Raw genomic sequence first — 20,493 nt, 5'->3', positions numbered from 1 at the left:
ACCAAGGGTAGTTGATGACTGTCACCGCTGAGGAGATCTACGCCGTCGCACCGTTCGCGGAAACGCTCGGCGTGCACTTTGCCGCCATCAGTGCGCCGGAGGTTCGCGCCCGGCTCGACTACGCATCGGCTTTGTCCACGTTGGGCGGCGGCCTGCACGGCGGCGCGCTGATGGGACTGGCCGACGTGGCGGCCGCCGTGTGTGCCGCAGTGAACGGGCCAGAGGGCACCCTGCCTGCGACCATGCAGTCCAACACGCTGTTCCTAAGGCCGGTGCGCGGCGCAGGCGCATTCGCGGTGGCACGGCCCTTGCACGTCGGCCGGAATACGGTCACCGTCGAGGTCGACATCAACGACGAGCAGGACGTCCTGTGTGCCCGCATCACACAAGTCGTCGCGCTTCGTACACCCCCCAGCCGAGCTTGATCACCCAACTGCCTCCGCGATCACTGTGCATTCTTCATGTCCGACGGATACGGGCGCACCCGATCGGGATGGTGGGCCGCGTGGCGGTACAGGTGCCGCGAGGCGATCGCACGACACAGCGGACGAGTTGAAGCAGGCGACCCGGGCGCTAACCACAATGACCAGGGCCTGCGGAACCGCTCGGATGGGGATGACAGCGGGGGCTACCACGAGCCGGCCTTGTGTTCACGCACGAACCGCCGGAGGATCACCCAACCATGTATTCGGTTCGCCGTGCCGGTTCGAAGATCGGTTGAGATACGGCGGACCGTTGGTTGTTCGATCGATAGTCGGATGACGACCCGGCTCGCGGTGAACGCCCCGAACCGGCGGACGTGCTCGACATCGAATCGCCGCCGGTAGACCTGCCAGAGACGGGCGGCATCTTCCGCCGCGTCGGTGCTGACCACCACGGCCAGACCCTCTTCGATGTTGCTCTGCTGACCCGCGCGTGCCCGCGACACACCCAACGTGACATCACATCAGAAGATCACAGAATAGCCACCAAGATCCTCTCTGCCCTCTCGCGCCAGAAGCGACGGACTGACCACCGCCGTTCCATATCTAGCGGTACCCAAGTCTCACGACCGATGGCCACCGTGCGGCCCCTGCCTTGTCAGCACCACCAACTATCGTCCGGCCATGACCATGGCACTCGAAACAGGCGACCGGGCCGGATGGATCGGCCTCTGCTCTGGCCGGAGTTCGGGGTGGGCAACCTAGGGATTTCCCGGAAGTACTGGCACACCGCGGCGCCCTACCTTCGTGAGGAGGCCGTACGCCCGGGGGAAACGGCGGGGCCCGGCGCCAGGGGGTGATCGCGGTGGGTGGTACCGATGTCGTCGGGGATGTGTCGGAGCTACTGGTCCGGGTGCTGACCGAAGCCGTCAAGGATCCCGACTCGGCGCCCGTGGTCGAGCTGGTCGATCTCGTCGCGGGGCAGTCCGGCGGCGGGCAGGTGGGCCTCCAGCTCTTTCTGTACGAGGTGACCGAGGACCCCAGTGCACGCAATCGGGGGCCCCGGCAGACGCTGGTCGAGGATCCGGCCACCGGGGCGATCCGCCAGGAGAGCCGACGGGCCGACATGGCACTGCTGCTGCGGTATCTGCTGATTCCCGTGGGCGGCGGGCCCGCCGCCCAGCAGCATGTGCTCGGCCGGGCCATGCGGGCGCTCTACGACGACGCGATCCTGCGAGCCGCGGGAATGTCGTTCCAGGCGGGCGAGTCGCTGAAACTGCGGCTGGCGCCGCTGACGCTGGACGAGCGCGCAAAGGTGTGGTGGGCGATCTCGCAGCCGTACCGGCTCTCCCTCAACTACGAGGTACGCGTGGTCAATCTGGCCTCCCGTGACGTGTCCGCCAGCGCGCCCGTGTCCGAGGCCGCGGTCGGTCTCGGCACCGCTGGGGCCGAGTCATGACGGCGGACCGCGCGGTGCCGACGGACACCGTACGGGTGACTCCCGGCCCGGTCTGTCTGATGCCGCGGGACACCTTCACCGGACGGCCGCCCGCGCTGCCCGTGACGGCGGTCGTCGAACGGCGGGACGACGACGGTCTCTGGTCGCCGGAGAAGAGCGCGAGAGTGGTCACGACACCGACCGGCGCCCGTCTCATGCCGTCGCTGGCGGTGCGCGCCGGGCGGCCGCCGGGCGGGGAGCACGGCGTGTGCCGGATGCGCGTCCGGCTGGTCTCGCCGTATCTGCTGGACGCCGAGCACCCGGAAGGGGTGGAGTTCGATGCTCCGGCGCCCGGGGTGCCGGCGGTGACCCCGATCCTGCTGCTGCCGCTGCCGGCGTATCCGTTCCCGCCCGAGACCCGGCTGCTCGGCGGACGGGTGGTGGCGCGCCGCCCCGTCATGCCCAGATCGGCCGCCGGACCCCCGCCCGGGTCGCCGGTGGTCGGCGCCCTGGTGACCGCCGGAGCCCGGGACGATCCGGGGCACATCCCACCTGTCGGCGAGCCGTGGACGGACTTCGCCGCGACCGCGCGGGACGGCGCCTTCCGACTGCCGCTGCGAGGCCCGGGCAGCCGGGTTGCCGCCGGGACGGCGGCGGACGCGGACACCGAGTGGTTCACGGTGACGGTGACGGGCCCGCCCGGCCGGGGCGGTCCGCCGGTGACGGTCCATCTGCCGGCCCAGGACATCACCGCGACCGGATTCGTCGTCGAAGTGCCGTAGCGACCGGCAACCGCGAAGCCCGACTCACACACGAGGGACTCCCGCAACAACCGACATCCATGGCTGCCGAATCGCGCAGCGGCTCTGAAGCGACCGAACTCGGTGGGCCGGAGTCCGTGGCGGTCGACATTCCGCAGCAACCGAAATGCCGTAGCGATCGACATCCCGTAGCGGAGGAAGCCGCGATGCCCGAATACCTCAGCCCCGGCGTCTACGTCGAAGAGATCTCCACCGGCCCACGCCCCATCGCGGGGGTGGCCACCAGCATCGCGGGCATGGTCGGGGTGACCGCGCGCGGCCCGGAGTCGGGAAAGCCCCGGCTCGTCACGAGCATGCTGGACTTCCACCGCCTGTTCGGCGGTTTCCTCACGCCGCCGGACCAGGCCGGCACGGACGCCGCCGACGACCGCGGCATCCGCTGGTGGCTGCTGCCGCTCGCGGTGAAGGGCTTCTTCGACAACGGCGGCCAGAAGCTGTTCATCAAGCGGGTCGTGCCCGCGCAGGCGGACGCGCAGGCGGCGGCATGGGCCCTGAAACCGGCCGCCGAGCAGAAACCGGCGCCCGGCGCGACGGACTTCGAGCTGTTCGTCGAGGCCACACAGCCCGGGGCCGGCGGAAACGACCTGCGGTTCGACGTACGGGCCGTGGAGGCGGGCCGGTTCCCGCTGGTGGTCGCCGATCCGCCGGACGCCGCGCCGGCCGCCCCGCCGCCGGACCCCGCCAAGGTGGTCGTCGCGCAGAAGGGCGGGCTGAAGACGGGGGTCTGGGTCGTTCTGATCCGGGCCACCGGAGTCGGCGACCCCACCTTCCACCTCCTGGCCGACGACGGCTCACCGGCCGCACAAGGCGGATTCGAGTTCACCCTCGCCCCCGCCGCGCCGGCGCCCGTGGTCGCCAAGGGGGACACTCTCGTCCAGGTCGACTTCGAGGCCGCCGTGCGGGAGGTGCCCGCCGGGGCACCGCCCGTCACGGAGACCTTTCGCGCCGCGAACCTCAAGGCCCTTGCCAAAGAGGTCGTGGACCGCTCGAACTACGTCACGGTGACCACCGGGGCTCCGGCGAGGCTCAAGGCGGCGGTGCCGGCCGCCCTCCCGCCGGCGAAGCTCTTCAAACCGTTCATCGGCCTCACCCTGACCAAGGGCTCCGCCGGGGAGAGCGGACTCACCGCCGCCGACTACGTCGGGCTGGACGGCGGCAGCGGCCGACGTACCGGCATCCAGGCGCTGGAGGACATCGACGAGGTGGCGATGTGCGCCGTGCCCGGCGTGTGGAACGGGACGGTGCTGGACGGCCTGATCACCCACTGCACGACCCTCGGCGACCGGTTCGCGGTGCTCGACGGGCCCCCGAACGCGGATCTGGAAGGCATCCGGGACTTCCGGGCCTCCCTGTCCACCGACCGGGCCGCCCTGTACTACCCGTGGCTGCGCGTGCCCGACCCCGGCGGCGCGACGGCCCCGGCCGCCGCTCCCCCGTCCGGACACCTCATCGGCGTGTATGCCCGTACCGACGTGGAGCGCGGGGTGCACAAGGCGCCCGCCAACACGGTGCTGCGCGGAGTGATCCCCGGGACGGGCCTGGCGGCCGACATCACCCGGCGCGAGCAGGATCTGCTCAACCCGCACGGCATCAACGCGCTCCGCGCCTTCCCGAATCTGGGGCAGCGGGTGTGGGGCGCGCGGACGCTGTCGGACGACACCCGCTGGCAGTACGTCAACGTCCGGCGGTTGTTCCTCTTCATCGAGGAGTCGATCGACGAGGGCCTGCAGTGGGTCGTCTTCGAGCCCAACGCCGAACAGCTGTGGGCGTCGGTACGGCAGAGCATCACCGCCTTCCTCACCACCGTGTGGCACAGCGGCGCGCTCGCCGGCACCACCCCGGAGGAGGCGTTCCACGTGGCCTGCGACCGGACCACGATGACCGAGGACGATCTCGCCCAAGGGCGGCTGATCTGCGAGGTCGCCGTGGCCCCGGTCTTCCCCGCCGAGTTCGTGATCGTACGGATCCAGCAGGCGACCCGTGAATCCCTGACGGCCTGACGGCCTGACGCAGGCTCCGACCCAGCACACAAGCAGGAGAAGGCGATGCCACCGATCAAACGTACCGATCCGTACGGCGCGTACAACTTCCTCGTCCAGGTGACCGGAGTCGCACCGGGCGGCCAGGATGTGCAGGCCTCCTTCACCGAGGTCTCCGGACTCACCGTCGATGTGCAGCCGATCGACTACCGCAACGGCAGCGAGGACATCCGGGTGCGCAAGATCCCGGGGCTGAAGAAGTTCTCGAACCTGACGCTGAAGCGCGGTGTCACCGGCCACGTCGAGTTCTGGAACTGGATCAAGAAGTCGATGAACGGCCAGACCCTGCGCGCGGCCGGGACGATCGTGCTGCTCGACGAGAACCGGCAGGAAGTCATGCGCTGGAACTTCGACCGGGCGTGGCCGGTGAAGTACACCGGGCCGTCCCTCGGCGCGACCAAGAACGAGGTCGCCATGGAGACGGTGGAACTCGCCGTCGAAGACCTCCAGATCGACGTCTGACGGGGCGTCCGCCATGACCGAACCGCTACCCGCAGGGCCACCCGTCCCCGGCCAAGGGCCTCCCTCGGGGGTCTCGACGCTGCCCGGCCTGACGGCCGTCGCGGTTGCTTCCGCCGAGCCCGTACGTCCGCTGCGCACCGATGTGGCGTGCTTCGCGGGGCGCACCCGGCGCGGGCCGGTGGGGGTCGCCGTGCGCGTCACGGACTGGGCGGGGTTCGCGGCGGTCTTCGGGGACCTGGATCCGCGGCTCGTCCTGCCCGCTTCGGTGCGTGGGTTCTTCAGCAACGGCGGCACGGCCCTGTGGGTGGTGCGCGCGGAGGCCGAAGGAGCCGTCACCGCCGGGGCGGCCTGGCCGGCCGCGGCACCCGGGCCGTTCGCCCCGGCCGCGGGCTGCCGGGTCGACGCCGCGTCGCCCGGCGGCTGGGCGGACGGCACCCGGCTGACGATCCGTCACCGCGCGACGGGGCCCGCGGACCGTACAGGGGTGCTGCTCCGGGTGGAAGCGCCCGGTGAGCCGGTCGAGTCGTTCGGCTGGCTGCCCGCCGAACGGTTGCCCGGCGAGGTCGCGGCGGCGTCCCGGCTGGTCCGGCTCGTGCCCGACGGCCCGCCGCCGGGGCCGGTGGCCCGCTCGGGCACGCACGTGGTCGCGCTCGCCGGTGGCGGGCCGGCGCCCGGCGGCACGGCGCCGAGCGACGGGGAGCGGCTGGCCGAGGCGTACGCCGCCGCGGTACGGACGATGGTGGAGCTGCCGGAACCGGCGCTGCTGGCGCTGCCCGACCTGGACGTTTCGGGGGTCGGCCCCGGACGGCGGGAGGCGCTGGCCGACCTCCTGGTCGAAGGGTGCGCGGACGCGATGGACCGGCTCGCGCTCCTCGATCCGCCGCTCCCTGCTTCCGGCGGCCCGGCCGAGGCGGTCGACGCGGTCGTGGACTGGGTGCGGGAGCTGCGTGCGCGTCACGACACCGCGCGGTCACAGGCGTGCGCGGTGTACTGGCCGCCGCTGCGGGTGCCAGATCCGGTGGCCACCGGGCTGCCCGCGCTGCGTACCGTGCCGGCCTCCGGCCATGTGGCCGGTGTCGTGGCGCGGCTGGACCGGGAGCGGGGGGCGTTCGCCACACCGGCCAACGCGTCCCTGGAGGACGTGGTGGACCTGACCCATGTGCTGACGCCTGAGCAGGAGGTGGCGGTGTTCGACTCGGGCGCCAACCTGCTGCGGTGTCCGCCGGGCCGGGGCCCGCTGGTGTGGGGCGGGCGGACGACGGTACGGGCGGAGAACGCGGAGGGAGTGGGCTCGGGGTGGTTCGTCGCCCACCGCAGACTGGTCCACCAACTGGTGCGGGCCGCCCGCGAGGTGGCCGAGCCGCTGATGTTCGAGCCGCACTCCCCGGGCCTGCGGCTGCTGCTGGTGCAGGGGCTCACCGAGCTGCTGCTGGCGTTGTACCAGGCCGGCGCTCTCGCCGGGGACCGCCCGGCGCAGGCGTTCCGAGTGCGGTGCGACGACGCTCTCAATCCGCCGGAGCAGGTCGCTGCCGGCGTGCTCGTCTGCCAGGTCGAGGTGGCGCCCGCGGCACCGATGGAGTTCATCACGGTCCGGCTGGTGCTGGGCCGGCGGGACCGGCTGGAGGTGGTGGAGGGATGACCGAACCGGCGCTGGAGTTCTTCACGCAACCACTGCCCAAGTACCGGTTTCTGGTGGTGCTCGGACCGGCCGCCGCCCATCTGCCGCCCGAGCAGACCGCGTTGCTGCCACTGACCGCGCAGGGCGCGTTCCAGCAGGTGACCGGGCTCGGGGCGCAGCTGGAGGTCACCGCGTACCCGGAGGGCGGGGTGAACGACCGGGTGCGGCAGTTCCCGGTGCGGCACTCCTGGAACCGGATCGTGCTCCACGGTGGCGTGGCCAGGGGCCCCGGGCTGTGGGCCTGGTACCGGGCCGGCCTGATCAACCCCCTCGGCGCACGGCGCAGCGGCGCGGTCCTGCTGCTGGACGCCGCCGGAGTGCCCGGCTCCGTATGGGCGTTCCGCGGCGGCCTGGCGTCGAAGTGGACCGGCCCCGACCTGCACGCGGAGCGCAGTGAAGTGGCCGTCGAGCAACTGGAGATCGCGCACGAGGGCCTGGTCGCCGTCGATCAGGGGCTGGGGCCCTGATGACCGGGAGTCCGGGCGGGCCGGTGGCCGCGTCGCACACCCGCGGTGGGGTGGAAGCAGGAGAGGGACCATGCTGACGATTCATCACCTTTCCGTCGACTTCGAGGTCGGCGGGGACGACACGGCGGTCTTCGCCCGGCTGTTCTCGGAGCACATCAAGGAGTGGGCGAGGCGGCAGGAGAACGAGCGGGCCCGCAGCCGGCTGCTGGCCGGTGAAGCGGCGATGGCGGGCGAGGACGCCGGGCACGATCCGGCGAGCGGGCATGCGCCGGCGCCGGGCTGCTGCGGTGGTGCCTGATGGCGCCGCCCGCGGCCTCCGCACCGGCGCTCGGCCCGGTCCTGGACGGTGCCGCGCCGACGCGCGCGACCCTGACCGTGCGGCCGCCGCAGGGCAGCCCGCTGCACGCCGCCGGGGAGCCGGAACTGGTGTTCCCGCTGAATCCGACGGAGTACTCCGTGTCGAAGTCGGTGAGCTTCGCCGAGATCGCCGTTCCAGGTCTTGACTCCCCGGCGCTCCAGTTCGTCCGGGGCGGGGCGCGGGTGCTGAAGCTCGACGCGCTGGTGGACGCGGCCGAGGAGCCGGAGCCGGCCCGCAGGGATGTGCAGAAGCGGTGGCTGGACGCGCTGGAGAGCATGACGCTGCGCCGTTCGGCCACCCACGCACCGCCGGTGATGGTCTTCCGGTGGGGTGCCAATCCTTCGTTCACGGGGGTGCTGGAGAGCCTGTCGTCCACCTATGTGCTCTTCGACCGCGACGGCACGCCGACCCGGGCGAAGGTGTCGCTGTCCCTCAAGGAGTTCCTCACCGCACAGGAGCAGCAGAACGCCTCGGCGCTCGGCTCGCCGACCGTCGAGAAGGTGTGGACGGTCCGGCGCGGTGACACCCTCGCCTCGATCGCCGCGGCCGTGTACCGGGACCCGGGGCGCTGGCGGGTGCTGGCGGCGGCGAACGCGCTGGCGGATCCGCGGGCGCTGGTGCCGGGGACGGCGCTGACCGTTCCGGCGCTGATCGGCGGTGCGGGACGGTGACGGTCATCGGCGAGCGAGGCGGGCCGGGTGCGTCAGGGACGACGGCACTGCCGTCCGACACGTACGCCCCCGCCTTCCTGATCACCGTCGAGGGCGCCCCGGGGCTCTCCGACCAGTTGCCGGGCTGCCTGCTGGACATTCAGGTCGTCAGGGAGCTCGACAAGTCGGGAACCTTCTCGCTGACGTTGAGCAACTGGCACGAGGAGCGGCGCGAGCTGCGCTTCGACGATCCCGGTCACTTCTCCCCCGGGCAGCTGCTCCAGGTGCGGCTGGGGTATGCCGGCGAGGGCCGCCTTCCGGTGGTGGCGAAGGGTCAGGTCACGACCGTGCAGCCGGACTTCCCTGCCGCCGGGCCGCCCACGGTGCAGATCTCCTGTCAGGACCGCACGGCGCAGATGAAGTCCCGCAAGCCGCGGCCGAACGAGCAGAAGCAGTTCGAGAAGGTCATGGACTGGGAGGTCGCGAAGGTGATCGCCCAGCGTCACGACCTGCCCCTGGTGGCCGAGGAGGAGGGCGTCCAGCACCCGCTCGTGGTGCAGAAGAACCAGGACGACATCGCCTTCCTGCTGGACCGGGCCAAGGGCATCGACCGGGAGGTCTTCGTCGCGCCGGATCCGTCGACCGGCAAGGAGAAGCTGTACTTCGTCCGGCCGGCCGACGGCAGGCCGGGGCCGCGGGCGCGCACGACGAACACCTTCGACCTGTGGTACGCGGGCAGTTACACGCAGGGCCCCGGGCCGGGCCGGGCGCCCGTGCCCAACCTGATCTCCTTCCGCCCCACCCTGACCCTGTCCGGTCAGGTGGCCGCGGTGACGGTGCGGGGCTGGGACCCGGTACGCAAGCAGGCGATCGTGGGCCGCGCCACCCAGCAGGACCTGCGCGCCGAGCGCGACGCCGGACGCAGCGGCCCCGAGGCGGCGGCCGAGGAGATGGGCGATCGCGAGGAAGTCATCGTGGACCGTCCGGTGAGCAGTCAGCAGGAGGCCAGGACGCTCGCGGAGAGCGTGCTGCGCGCCAGGTCGTACGCCTTCGTCCGATGCGCGGGCCAGCTGGTGGGCGTACCGGCGCTGGCGCCCGGCGACACCCTGCGGATCGGCGGGGTCGGCGCCAGGTTCGGCGGCACCTACTACACGACGAAGGTGGCGCACTCCTTCAACTCGTCCGGGTTCCTGACCTCGTTCGAGGCCCGGCGTACTTCGGAAGGGCGGTGAGGTGGCGGTGCTCGGAATGCCGGGAACGGCCGTGGACAAGCGGTACTACGGGGTGGCCACCGGGACGGTGGAGCAGGTCGAGGGCGATCCGGAGAAGGAGTGCCGGGTGCGGCTGCGGCTGCCGTGGTTCGACGACTCCACCATCACCGACTGGTGTCGCGTCGCCCAGTCGTACGCGGGCCGCGGCTACGGGGCGTGTTTTGTACCGGAGGTGGGCGACGAGGTGCTGATCGCCTTCTTCCAGGGCGACATGCGCTATCCGATCGTCGTCGGCTCGCTCTACAACGGCAAGGACAAGCCGCCGACGCATCGCGAGAGAGACCGGGACGAGAAGCTGGTGCGCACGAAGCACGGCCACACCCTGGTCCTGGACGACAGCCCGGGGAGGGAGTCGGTACGGCTGGCCTCGGCGGCCGGCCACCGGATCGAACTCGACGACGCCGGCAGGGCGGTGACGGTGCGCACCGCCTCCGGCGGCAAGGTCACGGTCACGGCCGACGGCTCGGTGGAGATCAGCGCGGGCAGCGGGCCGGTCACGGTCAGGGCGGCGTCGGTGACGGTGGACGCGGCGCAGGTGAACCTGGGTACCGGCGCGTCGCTGAGCCCGGTGGTGTGGGAGAAGCTCGGGCCCTGGCTTTCCACGCATGTGCACCCGTCGGCCGCCGGCCCCACGAGCCCGCCGACGCCGCCGCTGCCCGTGCCCCCGGTCTCCTCGTCCGTCCGGCTGGCGCCGTGAGCGGCGGCGCGCCGGGCGGCGCGGACGCCTTCCTGGGGCAGGGCTGGCGGTTCCCGCTGCTGCCGGACGCGGGTGGTCGGATCGGCTACGCGGCCGGGGAGGAGAGCGTCCGGGACTGCCTGCTGGTGCTCGTACGCACGGCGCTGGGCGAGCGCGTGATGCGCCCGGAGCTGGGGACGCGGGCGCCGGAGCTGGTGTTCGCGCCGGGCGGTACGCGGGCCCTGCGGGAACTGGAGGAGTCGGTGCGGGTCGCGATCCGCGACTTCGAGGTGCGGGCTGCCACGGACTTCGTGCGGGCCGAGGCTCAGCCCGGCGAGGAGTGGAAGGTGACGGTGACCGTCGGCTACCGGATCCGGGCGACGGGGCGGCGGGAGACACTGGTCTTTCCGTACTACCTGGACGGCGGGGCCGGGCTGATGGACGGCGCCGGTGCCTTCGGTGCCGACGTCCCGGGCGCGGGGGGTGCGCCGTGACGCTGCCGCCGCTGAGTCTGGACGACCTGACCTGGCAGGAGTTGACGGACGCCGTTCGGTCCCGGATTCCCGCCGAGTCGGCGGGCCGCTGGACGCTGCACTCGCCGTTGGACCCGGGTGTGACGCTGCTGGAACTCCAGGCGTACGTGCTGGAGCAGCAGGTGTTCCGGCTCGACCAGGTGCCCGACGCGGTCGTGCACGCGGTGCTGCGGCTGCTCGGGATTCCGGGCCCGGCACCGGCGACGGCCGCCGTGACGGTGCTTCAGGTGGTGCCGAGCTCTCCCGGTGCCCTGCTGCGGGTGCGGGCCGGCGCGTCGTTCAGCCGGGACCCCCGGCCGGGGGCGGACTTCTTCGTGGAACGGGCGCTGGATGTGCTGCCGTTGCGCGTCAGGGGCCTGGCGGTCCGGGCCGGGCGGGAGCCGGAGCGGGACCGCACGGCCGACCTCGTGGCCGGCCGGCCGGTGCCGCTGGCCGGGCCGTTCGGCGCACCGGCGCGGGTGCGGCTACGGCTGTCGGTGGACGGTTCGGGCTTCCCGGACGGCGGGGAGCTGGCGCTGCTGGTCGAGTTGGAGCGGCCGGCGGGGCCGTGGAACGCGGACGGCCCGGCCGGCGACGGTCCCGCGGACGACTGGTCGGCGAGGGCGGACGCGGAAGCTGCCGCGAGGGCGGGAGAGGGAGCCGGCGCGGAGGCCGATGTCCCGGCTCCGGCCCGGCTCGTCTGGTCCTACGGGCCCGCGGGCGCCGCCCGTCCGCTGCCGGAAGGCGCGGTGACCGACGGCACCGGCGGGCTGCGGCGCTCCGGGCTGGTCCGGCTCCGGCTGCCGGGAACGGCGGGCGGCACGGAGGCGGAAGTTGTGCTGGACACCCCCTCGGCGACGTTCGGCGCGCCTCCTCGGCTGAGGCGGCTCACCCCGAACGCCGTCGTCGCGCACCACGCGCGGCGGGTGGAGCTGACGGAGGACGGGACCGGGGAGACCGTCGCGCTGCTGTCCGGCCGACCCGCGCTGCCGGGCCTGGTCCTGCCGCTGCCGGGCGGGGCAGCGGGGCGGCTGATCGACGTGGAACGGTTCGCCCTGCGCGAGCCGGACGGCGGCGAGCGGGAGTGGTCAGCGGTGCCGGACCTCGCGTTCAGCGGACCCCGCGATCGGGTGTTCACCGTGGACCGGGCGTTCGGCGTGCTGCGGTTCGGCGACGGCCGCACCGGACGGATCCCCCGGCCCGGCATCCAGGGGACCGGGCCGGTACTGCGGGCCGCGTACCGGCTGGGCGGCGGGCCGTCCGGCAACGGCGGGGCCGACCCGGTGCCCGCGGCGACGGGTACGGCGACGGCGCTGTCCGCGTTCGTCTCGCTGGCCGGCCTTGCCGCGAACCTCCCTGACGCCCCGCCCGGGAACTGGGTGTTCACGGGCGCGCCGGGCGATCTCGATCCCGCCGACCCGGGGTGCACGGCCCGGGCGCCGGTCCCGGCGGAAGGCGGTGCGGAGCCGGAGGCCCCGGCCGCCGCCCGCCGCCGGGCGGCCCACGCCCTCGCCGAGGTCACGCGTGCGGTCACCGCGGCCGATCACGAGGAACTCGCGCTCGGCACTCCGGGTGTCGCCCTGGCCCGCGCCCATGCCCTGGTCGGCGCCCGCCCCGGCCACCCGTGCCGCCGGGTACCCGGAGCAGTGACCGTCCTGGTGCTCCCCCGGGCCCCGCGCGGCGCCGGTGACGCGGAGGCCGAGGACGCGGTGCCGCTGCCGCGGCCGGACCGGGGGACCCTCGCCGCCGTACGCTCGCGGCTGGTGGCGGCCCGCCTGATCGGCGCCACCGTGTACGTCACCGGGCCCCGCTACCGGCCGGTCCGGGTCCGTGTCACCCTCCCCGCCTCGGCCCTCCCCGCACCCTGCGGGCGGGTCGCCGCCCAGGGCGCCGCCCGCCGCGCCACCGTCACCGCGGCGCTCCACCGCTTCCTCGACCCGCTCGTCGGCGGTGACGACGCCACCGGCTGGCCCTTCGGCGGAACGCTGCGCCCATCGGCGCTGCTGCGCGCCGCCGAACGAGCCCTCGCCGCGGCCGGCGACCGCACGCCGGTCCTGGGGGTCGGCATCGCCGTCGACGACGCCCCGTACGAGGACTGCGCCGACGTCCCGCTGCGGCGGGGCGAACTGCCCGGCCCCGTCGACATCACCGTCTGCGCCACGAACCGCCCGCCGGGGGAGGCCGCCCGATGAACTCCACACACGACAAGGACCCCGCCGACCGGGCCGCTCCCGGGGTGGACGAACCCTGGTGGACGCTGTCCGCAGGGCGCGGCCGGGACGCGGTGCTGGACGCCGACGCGGCGCCGGTGCTGCTCGGCGCCGGGCGCGACGCGCTGCTCGCGGCGCTCCGGACACGCGTGCCGGGATTCACGCCGGAGTGGACCGGCACCGGGCCGGACGACGCCGGTGAGGCGCTGCTGCGCCTGTACGCGCTGATGGCCGACGCGGTGGCGGCGCGCGTCGACCGGCTGCCGCGCAAGCTGCTGACGGAGCATCTGCGCATCGCCGGGGTCTCGCCGTTGCCCGCGACGCCGGCGCGTGTGCTGCTGCGGCTGACGGCTACGGCGTCGGCCGGTCCAGGTGTCCAGGTGCCCTCCGGGTTCCAGGCGGCGGCCTCCGGGCCGAACGGCACGGAGATCATCCTGGAGACAGCGGACGACATGTGGGTGTCCCCCGCCGAGCTGACCACCGTGGCCACGGGGCGGCCGGGACAAGGCATCCTGCCGGGCCCCGTCGACGAGGTGACGCCCGGTCAAGGACCGCACGCCGACGGGTTCGCGCCCTTCGGTACGGACGCCGCGCCCGGGTCGGCGCTGTGGCTGGGGTTCACCGCACCCGAGGCCCCGGCCGGCGGGGTGTCACTGGCGTTCGTCGCAGCGCCGCGGCCCGGCGGTCCCGCCTCCGTGGCGTGGGGCGCCGCCGTTTTGGCCCTGCCGCCGCTGCCCGACCTGCGCTGGTCGGTGCTGGACGGGACGACGTTCCGGCCCGCGGACGTGGTCTCCGACGGCACCGGCGGGCTTACGGCCACCGGCACCGTGCATCTGGGGCTCGGCGCCGGGGACTGGCGGCCGGGGCGGCCGCCCGGCGGCACGCATCTGCCCGAAGCCCGTTGGCTGCGGGCACGGATCGCGTCCGGCAGGTACGCCGAACCGCCGCTGCTCGCCGATGTGTGGCCGCACGCGGTGTCGGCCGACGCCGCGTGGACCGTGAGGGACGAGGTGCTGACGCCTGCCCCTGAACTCCCCGGGGAGTCGGACGGCGGCGCCGGGGCGCGGCTGCGGGTCGCCGAGACGCCGGTCGTGCCGGGTTCGCTCACCGTGACAGTGGCGGACGACGCGTCCGCCCCGCTCTTCCCGCCGACGCCCTCGGCCCGCTCGTCATCCGGGTCCGCCGGGCCCGCCTTGTGGCGGGAGGTGCCGGACCTGGCCGACGCCGGTCCCGCCGACCGGGTCTTCACCCTCGATCCGGCGACCGGTGTACTGGCCTTCGGTGACGGTGTGCACGGCGTGGCCGTGCCGCCGGGCATCGGGAACGTACGGGCCCTCCGCTACCGCACCGGCGGCGGCCGGGCCGGCGCGATGCCCGCCGAGACGGCGACGACCCTGCGCACGGCGGTCGCCGGGGTCGCGTCGGTGACCAACCCCCTGCCGGGGACCGGGGGCACCGACGCCGAGGCGTTCGACGCGACCGTCGGGCGCGGCGCGGCGGAGATCCGCACGGCGGGACGCGCGGTCACTCCGGCCGACCACGCGCTGCTGGCGCTGCGTGCGCCAGGGGCCCGGATCGCCCGCGCGCACGCCGTCCCCGGGCACCACCCGGATCATCCCGGCACGCGGCTTCCCGGCGTGGTCGGCGTCTACCTCGTACCGCCGGACGAGAACCCGGTGACGCCCGGCGCGCCCGTCCCGGAGGCGGGCGATCTGGCGGCGGTCGCCGCGCACCTCGGCGACCGTCTCGCCCCGACCGGTCCGACTGTGGTCACTGCCGCGCCACGTTATGTGCGGGTGGACGCCCGGGTGACGCTGGTACCGGTCGCCCACGCCGACCGGTCCGCCGTACCGCGCCGCGCCGAGGAGTCGCTGCGGCGGTACCTGCATCCGCTGAACGGCGGTGCGGACGGCGCCGGCTGGCCGTTCGGCGGATCTCTCACCCACACCGCGCTGCTGCGGCACCTGCTCGCCGACGACGACGTGTCGGCTGTGGCGCTGCTGGCCCTGACGGTGGACGGCCTGCCGACGGCGCCCTGCGCCGATGTGCGGCTGCCCGCTCATTCCCTGGTCAGGGCCGGCCGGATCACCGTCTCCGTCCTGGCCCCGGCCACCGCGCACGCGGTCGGCGCCGGAGCGGGAGGTGCCCCATGACCGCGACCGCCGTCGGATCGACCCAGCTGCTGCTGGACTCCGTCTCCGGCTGGCGCCCTGGGCCGGGCCCCTCGCCGCTCCCCACGCCGGTCGTGGACGGCGACGCCCTGGTCCTCCCGGCAGGCGTCAACGAGGCAGTACTGGTCACCGAGCCGCTGGACAGCGGTGTCTCGCGGTGCCGCTGGCACCGGGTGCGCGTTGACGCCGACGTGCCGGTCGGCGCCGCGCTGGTGGTACAGGTGACGACGATCGGGGACGACCCTCGCACGGTGCCCGGCGACGGCGACTGGCAGACCGTGTCGGCCGCCGCCGACGGGCGGGTGGACTTCCTGGTCGACCAGCCTCCGGGGCGGTACCTCGTGGCGCGGCTGCTGCTCGGGCGTTCCGTCGCCGCGTCGGCGGGCCCGTCCGTCCGTCAGACGCGGCTGGACGTCGTACGGGCCACTTCCGCCGAGCTACTGCCTGCGGTGTACCGGGAGGACCCGACCGCCGACGACTTCACGGAACGGTTCCTCGCCCTGTTCGACTCGGTGGCCGAGTCGCTGGAGCGAGCCGCCGAGCGCTCCCCCGCCCTGCTCGACCCGGACGGCGTTCCCGACGGCGTACTGCCGTGGCTTGCCGGGCTGTTGGGGCTCGACCTGGACTTCGGCACCGGTCAGGACCCCGATCGCGGGGCCGCGGTCCCGACGTGCGGGGCCGGATCCGGTGCGACCCCCGAGGGCGTGTCGAGTGCGGTACTGCGCCGCCTTGTCTCCGCCGCCCCGCTGCTGCGGCGGCGGCGCGGCACTCCGGCGGGCCTGGCACTGGCGCTGGAGATCGTGCTCGGCACGCGCCCGGCCATCGTCGAACCGTCCGGCCCGCCCTGGGGCGCGCTGGACTCCGACGCCCTGCTGGGCGCGGTGCGGCTGTTCGGGCGCGGCACCGCGCGGGCCCGGCTCGGCGGGACCGCCGTGCGCGGGACCCGGCTGGGCGGCCCGTGCGGCCGGGCGGTCGCGGGCGGAGCGCCGCTGCGGTCGTTCGGCGACCCGGACGACGATCCGGTGACCGGCGTGGCCTTCCGGTTCAGGGTGCTGCTGCCGCCACCGCCGCCCGGCACCCTGGCGAGCCGGCACCGTGCGACCGCGCGGGCTCTGGTGGAACGGCTCGCCCCGGCGCACACCGCGGCCTCGGTGACGGTCGGCGGCGGCGGATTCATCGCCGGCGAGCGCAGCACGGTGGGCGTCGACACCCTGCTCGTCGGCCCCGACCCGGCGCCGTCCGGCCACGCCGCGCTGGGCTCGGGCACCGTACTGCGGCCGGACCGCTGCGGGAACCGCGGCATCCGGCTCGACGGGAGAACGGCGACGGGCCTGCGCACGGTGGCCCTCGACGGCCCCGGACATCCCAGCGACAACGACACCGAAAACGACAGCGACAGCGACACGGACAGGGACTGCGAGGAAGGCAGGACACCATGACGGCTCCTACGCGTACTACGGGGCGCGACAGCGCCCCCCTGGGCGGCCGGCGGCGGCTGACGTACTTCCACGGCCAGTTGCTGTCCGCCCAGGACCTCCGCCAGGAACAGACGTACTTCCGGGCGCGGCACCGCCTGCACAATCTCGCGCTGCACGGCCACGGCGTGGCGTACGGGCTGTGGACCCGGCCCGTACCGCCGCCCTCGGGGCACTGCCCGGACCCGGAACGCGCGGCCCCCTGGCTGGAGGTGACCGACGGCCTGGCGCTGGACCGCGTCGGAGACGAGGTGATCGTCGGCCGCGATGCGCGACCGAGGTTCGACCTGTGGTCGCTGCTGGACGACCACGAGCGGATCCGCGCGGAGGAAGACATCCGTCGCGGCGCCGAGGGCATCACCGTCTATCTGACGATCCATCACTGCGAGCAGCCGGTCGACAACGTGCGCGCCGTCCATACCGAGGGCTGTGAGGGCGTCCCACACCTGGCGTACGCGCACATCAGGGAGGGTTTCGCACTGCGCGCGACCACCCGTGAGCCGGATCCGGAACCGTGCGACCCGCCGCATCCGGACACGCCGCGTTGCGGCGACGACCGCGGGTACGAGAGTTCCGCGGACTGCGGCGACGGCCGGGTGCTCGGGCCGGGGCTGCTGCTGGCGCGGGTGGAGCGGGTGCGTCCGGACCGCCCCTTGCACGCGCGCCAGGTCCATCCGGAGGTCCGTCGGCCGCTGTCGCGGCGGCCGCCCACCGTCATCACCTCCATCGGCTGGCCGCACGGCGATCGGCTGACCACCCGTCAGGCCCGGCGACTGCTGGGCACGGACGGCGTACGCATCCGCTTCTCACGCCGGGTACGCACCGACACGCTCCGCGACCCGGGCGTCGCCGACCTGTTCCAGATCACCGGCGGCCACGGGGTGCACGGCACCGTGCTGCGGCTGGAGACCCGGATCGACGTCGGCGGATCGGGCGGAACGACGGGGACGGCGGAGGGGACGGCCGAGGGGGGCCACGAGACCACCGACCTGATCACCATCCGGCAGACCGACAGCGAGTACCTCAACGACGGAGACCGGATCCTGCTGGTGCTGCGCACCCCGTTCGTGCTGGACGTGTGCGGCGATCCCGTCGACGGCACCCACGTCGGCGGGCTCGTCCCGCGCCCCGGCGGGCCGATCGCCCACCGGACGGGGCTGTTGCCGCCGGACGGCTCCGGGCCCCGTACGTCCGGGACCGGGCAGGGCGGCGCGGGGGTCTTCGAGAGCTGGATCTTCATCGACAACAAGCGGCCGCGCCCGCCGAACGAAGACGCCCGCGACACCGCGGGCGACGACGCGGGCGACGCCGATGACGGCGAGGGCGAGGGCGACGGCTACGCAGGCGACGCGTCCGGCAGTGACGGGGAAGGACGGACATGAACACGTCGGAGAGCCAGACCACCACTCCTGCCACCCGCCGCACAGGCCAGGACCACGACTGCGGTTGCGGCGGGAGCGGCGCGGACGGCACCGCCGGATCCAGTCCGGCTCCGGGCGGCTTCCGGGCGGGCGGGCAGGTACGCCCGGTGTTCTTCGCCGGGCAACTGCTGACCGAGGACGACCTGGACCGGCTGATCGGCTGGACGTCGGCCCGGTTCCGCGCGCACAACCGGCTCCGGTACGTCTCCGCCGACGGCCTCGGCGCGGTGCTGTGCGGACTGGCCGTCAGCTGCGGCTGCGACCGGGGGACGGTACGGATCGGCGTCGGGCACGCGGTGGACGGCTCCGGCAACGACATCCCCGTCGGCTGCCCGGAGACCGTCGACGTCGTCGCCCTGGCCCGGGAGTTCCGCGCGGCCGGCGGCGGCTGCCCCGATCCGTGCCCGCCAGGACCGGAGCGTACGTACGGCCTGTACCTGCGCTACGACGAGGAGTTCACCGAGCCCACGGCCCCCTACGACCCCGGTGACGGCTGCACCCCGGTGACGTGTGTGCCCACACGGGTCCGGGAAGGACACCGCTTCGCGGTGGGCCTGCTGCCCGACCCGGGTTCCGCATCCGGGGGCGTCTGCGACCTGCTGCGCCGTCGACTGGGCGAGGACCGGGCCATGCTGGAGTCCCTGCGGGAGGGCGCCGAACAGCCGCCCTCCGCCGACGACATGCTCGGCTGGCTGCTCCCCAGGCTCGACACCAACGGCGACCTGTGCGACCGCACGATCACGGAGGGCCTGCGGAATCTGCCGCCCCGGTCCGACGGCAACCGCGTGCGGGAGAACACGGCCCGGTGGGAGGCGGTGTACGCGCTCGTGACCGCCTATCTGCGCGGCGTCCTCCGTTCGCTGCTCGTCGTGGAGTGCCCCTCGGGGTGCGTGCCGGAAGTACTGATCGCGGAAGTGACGCTGGACGGCTGCGACATCGTACGGGCGGTGCCCGCCGGGCGGCGCGCGGCGCATCTGCCCGATCCGGTGGAGCAGCAGTGGCGCACCCGGCTGTCCGGGCTGTACGCGAACGGCTCGGGCCCGCCGGATCCGCTGGTCTTCCTGCTGGAGCTGCTGGAGCAGACCGGTTGCCGGCTCGGCTCGGCCGAAGGAGCGTGAGGTCATGCCGGCACCCCTGCGGCCGGAGTTCCACGAGGGCCAGTACCTCGCCGCCGACGATGTGTCGGCGATCGTCCGGTACGGTCGCGACGCGGCGGCCCGCCACCATCGGCACCTGCACACCTGGGGCATCTCCTCGGGCCTCGATGTGTCGCAACAGCCACGCGAGGACGCGCCCGAGTACCGGAGGGTGGTGGTGGCCCCGGGGACCCTCGTCGACCCGTCCGGCCGGGAGATCGTGGTGCCCGCCCCGCTGGCGCTGTCCACCGCCGCACAGGCTGGCGGGATCACCGACCCCGACGACCCGTCGCCCCGCCCGCTGATCCTGATGTGGAACGACGTGCCCTCCGGGGTCTCCCAGTCCTCCGGAGCGTGCGGTGGCACGGCCGATGGGGCGGCGCCGCGCGCCGAGGAGGGGTTCGCGCTACTGGTCGGCGCTCCCGGCGACGAACTCGACCTCGCCGACCAGCAGCCGCCCCCGCCCGACGCCGGTCCGGACCGGCTGGGCGACGGCGGGCGGGGCCGGGTGCTCGTCGGCTTCGTGACCTGGGGCGGCGGAGTCGGCGGCGGCTTCACCGGGGTGCTGGCCGAGGCCAACGGGATCGGCCGCAGGTACGCGGGAGTCCTCGCGGACCGGGTGTCCGCCCGCGGTGGCACCCTCGAACTCGCCGCCGAGCCCCGGCCGGTGGCAGGCCGGGTCGGGGTGCGGATCGGCGGCACCGACGGCAGCCTGGACGTCGGCCGGTTCAGCGCCGCCGGGGCCATCTCCCCCAGTCTGCGGGTGCTCTCGGACGGCAGCACCAGCCTGAAGGGGAACGTGACGATCGACGGCGGTCTCACCGTGACCGGCGCCGTGGACAGCCCCCTGGTCAGCGGCAGTGTTCTGGCCCAGTCGGGCAGCGCCACCCACGGTGTGGTGCTGCCGCTGCCGCAGGGGGTGACGCAGGACCAGGTCGCGTCGGGGGACGTGGTGCTGCACATCCAGGTCACCCCTGTGGCGCAGGCCTCGGACGCGCCCGCGCCCGGCGGCGGCTCGGCGTGGAACGGGGCCGGCGCGCTACCGGTGGTGCTGCGCTGTGAGGTGGACGCCGCGCGCAGGCTCGTCTGCCTGATCGCCTGGTACGGCATCTCCGGCGCCGCGGCGGCCGCCGGATCCGGGAGCCCTGCGGTGCTTCCCGGGCGGGCCCGATACCTGGTGCTTGCGGCCGCGGCCCGCGAGCCGTCCTGAGGGGTCGTTGCACGCCCCGGTCGCGTCGGCGGGCGGCGCCGACGCGCGAACGTACCGGACGCATGGAGTACGCAGA

General features: G+C 74.2%; 19 protein-coding genes. 18 read left to right on the top strand and 1 reads right to left on the bottom strand.

All coding sequences use genetic code 11. The features are described 5' to 3' along the window. Positions 1-14 precede the first annotated feature (14 nt). The gene (locus tag PGH47_RS42110) at positions 15-425 is read left to right on the top strand and encodes a PaaI family thioesterase (RefSeq protein ID WP_271667906.1); all 411 of its coding nucleotides are present in this window, start codon (positions 15-17) and stop codon (positions 423-425) included. Positions 426-628: 203 nt separating this feature from the next. Here PGH47_RS42110 and PGH47_RS42105 read toward each other — a convergent pair whose 3' ends face one another. Next, the gene (locus tag PGH47_RS42105) at positions 629-877 is read right to left on the bottom strand and encodes a hypothetical protein (protein WP_271667905.1); all 249 of its coding nucleotides are present in this window, start codon (positions 875-877) and stop codon (positions 629-631) included. Between the two features lie 437 nt (positions 878-1,314). Between PGH47_RS42105 and PGH47_RS42100 the strand changes: the two genes are divergently transcribed. From PGH47_RS42100 to PGH47_RS42020, 17 genes are all read left to right on the top strand, one after another. Further along, positions 1,315-1,881: a DUF4255 domain-containing protein gene (locus tag PGH47_RS42100; RefSeq protein WP_271667904.1), complete on the top strand. Its 567-nt coding sequence runs from the start codon at positions 1,315-1,317 to the stop codon at positions 1,879-1,881. Next, positions 1,878-2,642, top strand: coding sequence for a hypothetical protein (locus PGH47_RS42095; protein ID WP_271667903.1), 765 nt, complete (start codon positions 1,878-1,880; stop codon positions 2,640-2,642). The genes PGH47_RS42100 and PGH47_RS42095 overlap by 4 nt, the downstream gene beginning before the upstream one ends. A 185-nt stretch (positions 2,643-2,827) precedes the next feature. After that, positions 2,828-4,681: a phage tail sheath family protein gene (locus PGH47_RS42090; protein WP_271667902.1), complete on the top strand. Its 1,854-nt coding sequence runs from the start codon at positions 2,828-2,830 to the stop codon at positions 4,679-4,681. Positions 4,682-4,726: 45 nt separating this feature from the next. Further along, complete coding sequence (locus PGH47_RS42085; protein WP_107911044.1) at positions 4,727-5,182, top strand: phage tail protein; 456 nt, start codon at positions 4,727-4,729, stop codon at positions 5,180-5,182. 13 nt (positions 5,183-5,195) lie between these two features. Next, positions 5,196-6,821 carry a phage tail sheath subtilisin-like domain-containing protein gene (locus tag PGH47_RS42080; protein ID WP_271667901.1) on the top strand — a complete coding sequence of 542 codons (1,626 nt, stop codon included), beginning with the start codon at positions 5,196-5,198 and terminating at the stop codon, positions 6,819-6,821. Beyond that, positions 6,818-7,327, top strand: a complete 510-nt coding sequence (locus PGH47_RS42075; RefSeq protein ID WP_271667900.1) for a phage tail protein — start codon at positions 6,818-6,820, stop codon at positions 7,325-7,327. Before PGH47_RS42080 ends, PGH47_RS42075 begins: the two co-directional genes overlap by 4 nt. Positions 7,328-7,397: 70 nt before the next feature. Continuing rightward, entirely contained in the window at positions 7,398-7,625 is a 228-nt protein-coding gene (locus PGH47_RS42070; protein WP_107911038.1) for a putative phage tail protein, read from the top strand. After that, positions 7,625-8,356: a CIS tube protein gene (locus tag PGH47_RS42065; protein ID WP_271667899.1), complete on the top strand. Its 732-nt coding sequence runs from the start codon at positions 7,625-7,627 to the stop codon at positions 8,354-8,356. The genes PGH47_RS42070 and PGH47_RS42065 overlap by 1 nt, the downstream gene beginning before the upstream one ends. Continuing rightward, positions 8,353-9,567: a phage late control D family protein gene (locus PGH47_RS42060; protein WP_271667898.1), complete on the top strand. Its 1,215-nt coding sequence runs from the start codon at positions 8,353-8,355 to the stop codon at positions 9,565-9,567. Before PGH47_RS42065 ends, PGH47_RS42060 begins: the two co-directional genes overlap by 4 nt. A 1-nt stretch (position 9,568) precedes the next feature. After that, a complete protein-coding gene (locus PGH47_RS42055) occupies positions 9,569-10,303 on the top strand; it encodes a phage baseplate assembly protein V (protein WP_271667897.1) in 735 nt (244 codons plus the stop codon). Beyond that, positions 10,300-10,776 (top strand): GPW/gp25 family protein, encoded by a 477-nt coding sequence (locus PGH47_RS42050; RefSeq protein WP_271667896.1) that lies wholly within the window; start codon positions 10,300-10,302, stop codon positions 10,774-10,776. The genes PGH47_RS42055 and PGH47_RS42050 overlap by 4 nt, the downstream gene beginning before the upstream one ends. Beyond that, positions 10,773-12,986, top strand: a complete 2,214-nt coding sequence (locus PGH47_RS42045; RefSeq protein ID WP_271667895.1) for a baseplate J/gp47 family protein — start codon at positions 10,773-10,775, stop codon at positions 12,984-12,986. Before PGH47_RS42050 ends, PGH47_RS42045 begins: the two co-directional genes overlap by 4 nt. After that, a complete protein-coding gene (locus PGH47_RS42040; protein WP_271667894.1) occupies positions 12,983-15,157 on the top strand; it encodes a putative baseplate assembly protein in 2,175 nt (724 codons plus the stop codon). Before PGH47_RS42045 ends, PGH47_RS42040 begins: the two co-directional genes overlap by 4 nt. Continuing rightward, complete coding sequence (locus PGH47_RS42035; protein ID WP_271667893.1) at positions 15,154-16,614, top strand: hypothetical protein; 1,461 nt, start codon at positions 15,154-15,156, stop codon at positions 16,612-16,614. The genes PGH47_RS42040 and PGH47_RS42035 overlap by 4 nt, the downstream gene beginning before the upstream one ends. Further along, positions 16,611-18,032, top strand: coding sequence for a hypothetical protein (locus PGH47_RS42030; RefSeq protein WP_271667892.1), 1,422 nt, complete (start codon positions 16,611-16,613; stop codon positions 18,030-18,032). The genes PGH47_RS42035 and PGH47_RS42030 overlap by 4 nt, the downstream gene beginning before the upstream one ends. After that, positions 18,029-19,189: a hypothetical protein gene (locus PGH47_RS42025; protein ID WP_271667891.1), complete on the top strand. Its 1,161-nt coding sequence runs from the start codon at positions 18,029-18,031 to the stop codon at positions 19,187-19,189. The genes PGH47_RS42030 and PGH47_RS42025 overlap by 4 nt, the downstream gene beginning before the upstream one ends. 4 nt (positions 19,190-19,193) lie before the next feature. Beyond that, positions 19,194-20,417: a hypothetical protein gene (locus PGH47_RS42020; protein ID WP_271667890.1), complete on the top strand. Its 1,224-nt coding sequence runs from the start codon at positions 19,194-19,196 to the stop codon at positions 20,415-20,417. Positions 20,418-20,493 lie beyond the last annotated feature (76 nt).

This window comes from Streptomyces sp. HUAS 31, assembly GCF_028198125.1.
Lineage (GTDB): Bacteria > Actinomycetota > Actinomycetes > Streptomycetales > Streptomycetaceae > Streptomyces > Streptomyces chartreusis.
The sequence above is the reverse complement of the archived record's forward strand: the minus strand, read 5'-3'. Positions and strand labels throughout refer to the sequence as shown.

Coding starts and splice junctions, on each gene's coding strand:
- PGH47_RS42110 (WP_271667906.1), top strand. CDS start 15: ATGACTGTCACCGCTGAGGAGATCTACGCCGTCGCACCGTTCGCGGAA.
- PGH47_RS42095 (WP_271667903.1), top strand. CDS start 1,878: ATGACGGCGGACCGCGCGGTGCCGACGGACACCGTACGGGTGACTCCC.
- PGH47_RS42090 (WP_271667902.1), top strand. CDS start 2,828: ATGCCCGAATACCTCAGCCCCGGCGTCTACGTCGAAGAGATCTCCACC.
- PGH47_RS42085 (WP_107911044.1), top strand. CDS start 4,727: ATGCCACCGATCAAACGTACCGATCCGTACGGCGCGTACAACTTCCTC.
- PGH47_RS42080 (WP_271667901.1), top strand. CDS start 5,196: ATGACCGAACCGCTACCCGCAGGGCCACCCGTCCCCGGCCAAGGGCCT.
- PGH47_RS42075 (WP_271667900.1), top strand. CDS start 6,818: ATGACCGAACCGGCGCTGGAGTTCTTCACGCAACCACTGCCCAAGTAC.
- PGH47_RS42070 (WP_107911038.1), top strand. CDS start 7,398: ATGCTGACGATTCATCACCTTTCCGTCGACTTCGAGGTCGGCGGGGAC.
- PGH47_RS42065 (WP_271667899.1), top strand. CDS start 7,625: ATGGCGCCGCCCGCGGCCTCCGCACCGGCGCTCGGCCCGGTCCTGGAC.
- PGH47_RS42040 (WP_271667894.1), top strand. CDS start 12,983: ATGAACTCCACACACGACAAGGACCCCGCCGACCGGGCCGCTCCCGGG.
- PGH47_RS42035 (WP_271667893.1), top strand. CDS start 15,154: ATGACCGCGACCGCCGTCGGATCGACCCAGCTGCTGCTGGACTCCGTC.
- PGH47_RS42030 (WP_271667892.1), top strand. CDS start 16,611: ATGACGGCTCCTACGCGTACTACGGGGCGCGACAGCGCCCCCCTGGGC.
- PGH47_RS42025 (WP_271667891.1), top strand. CDS start 18,029: ATGAACACGTCGGAGAGCCAGACCACCACTCCTGCCACCCGCCGCACA.
- PGH47_RS42020 (WP_271667890.1), top strand. CDS start 19,194: ATGCCGGCACCCCTGCGGCCGGAGTTCCACGAGGGCCAGTACCTCGCC.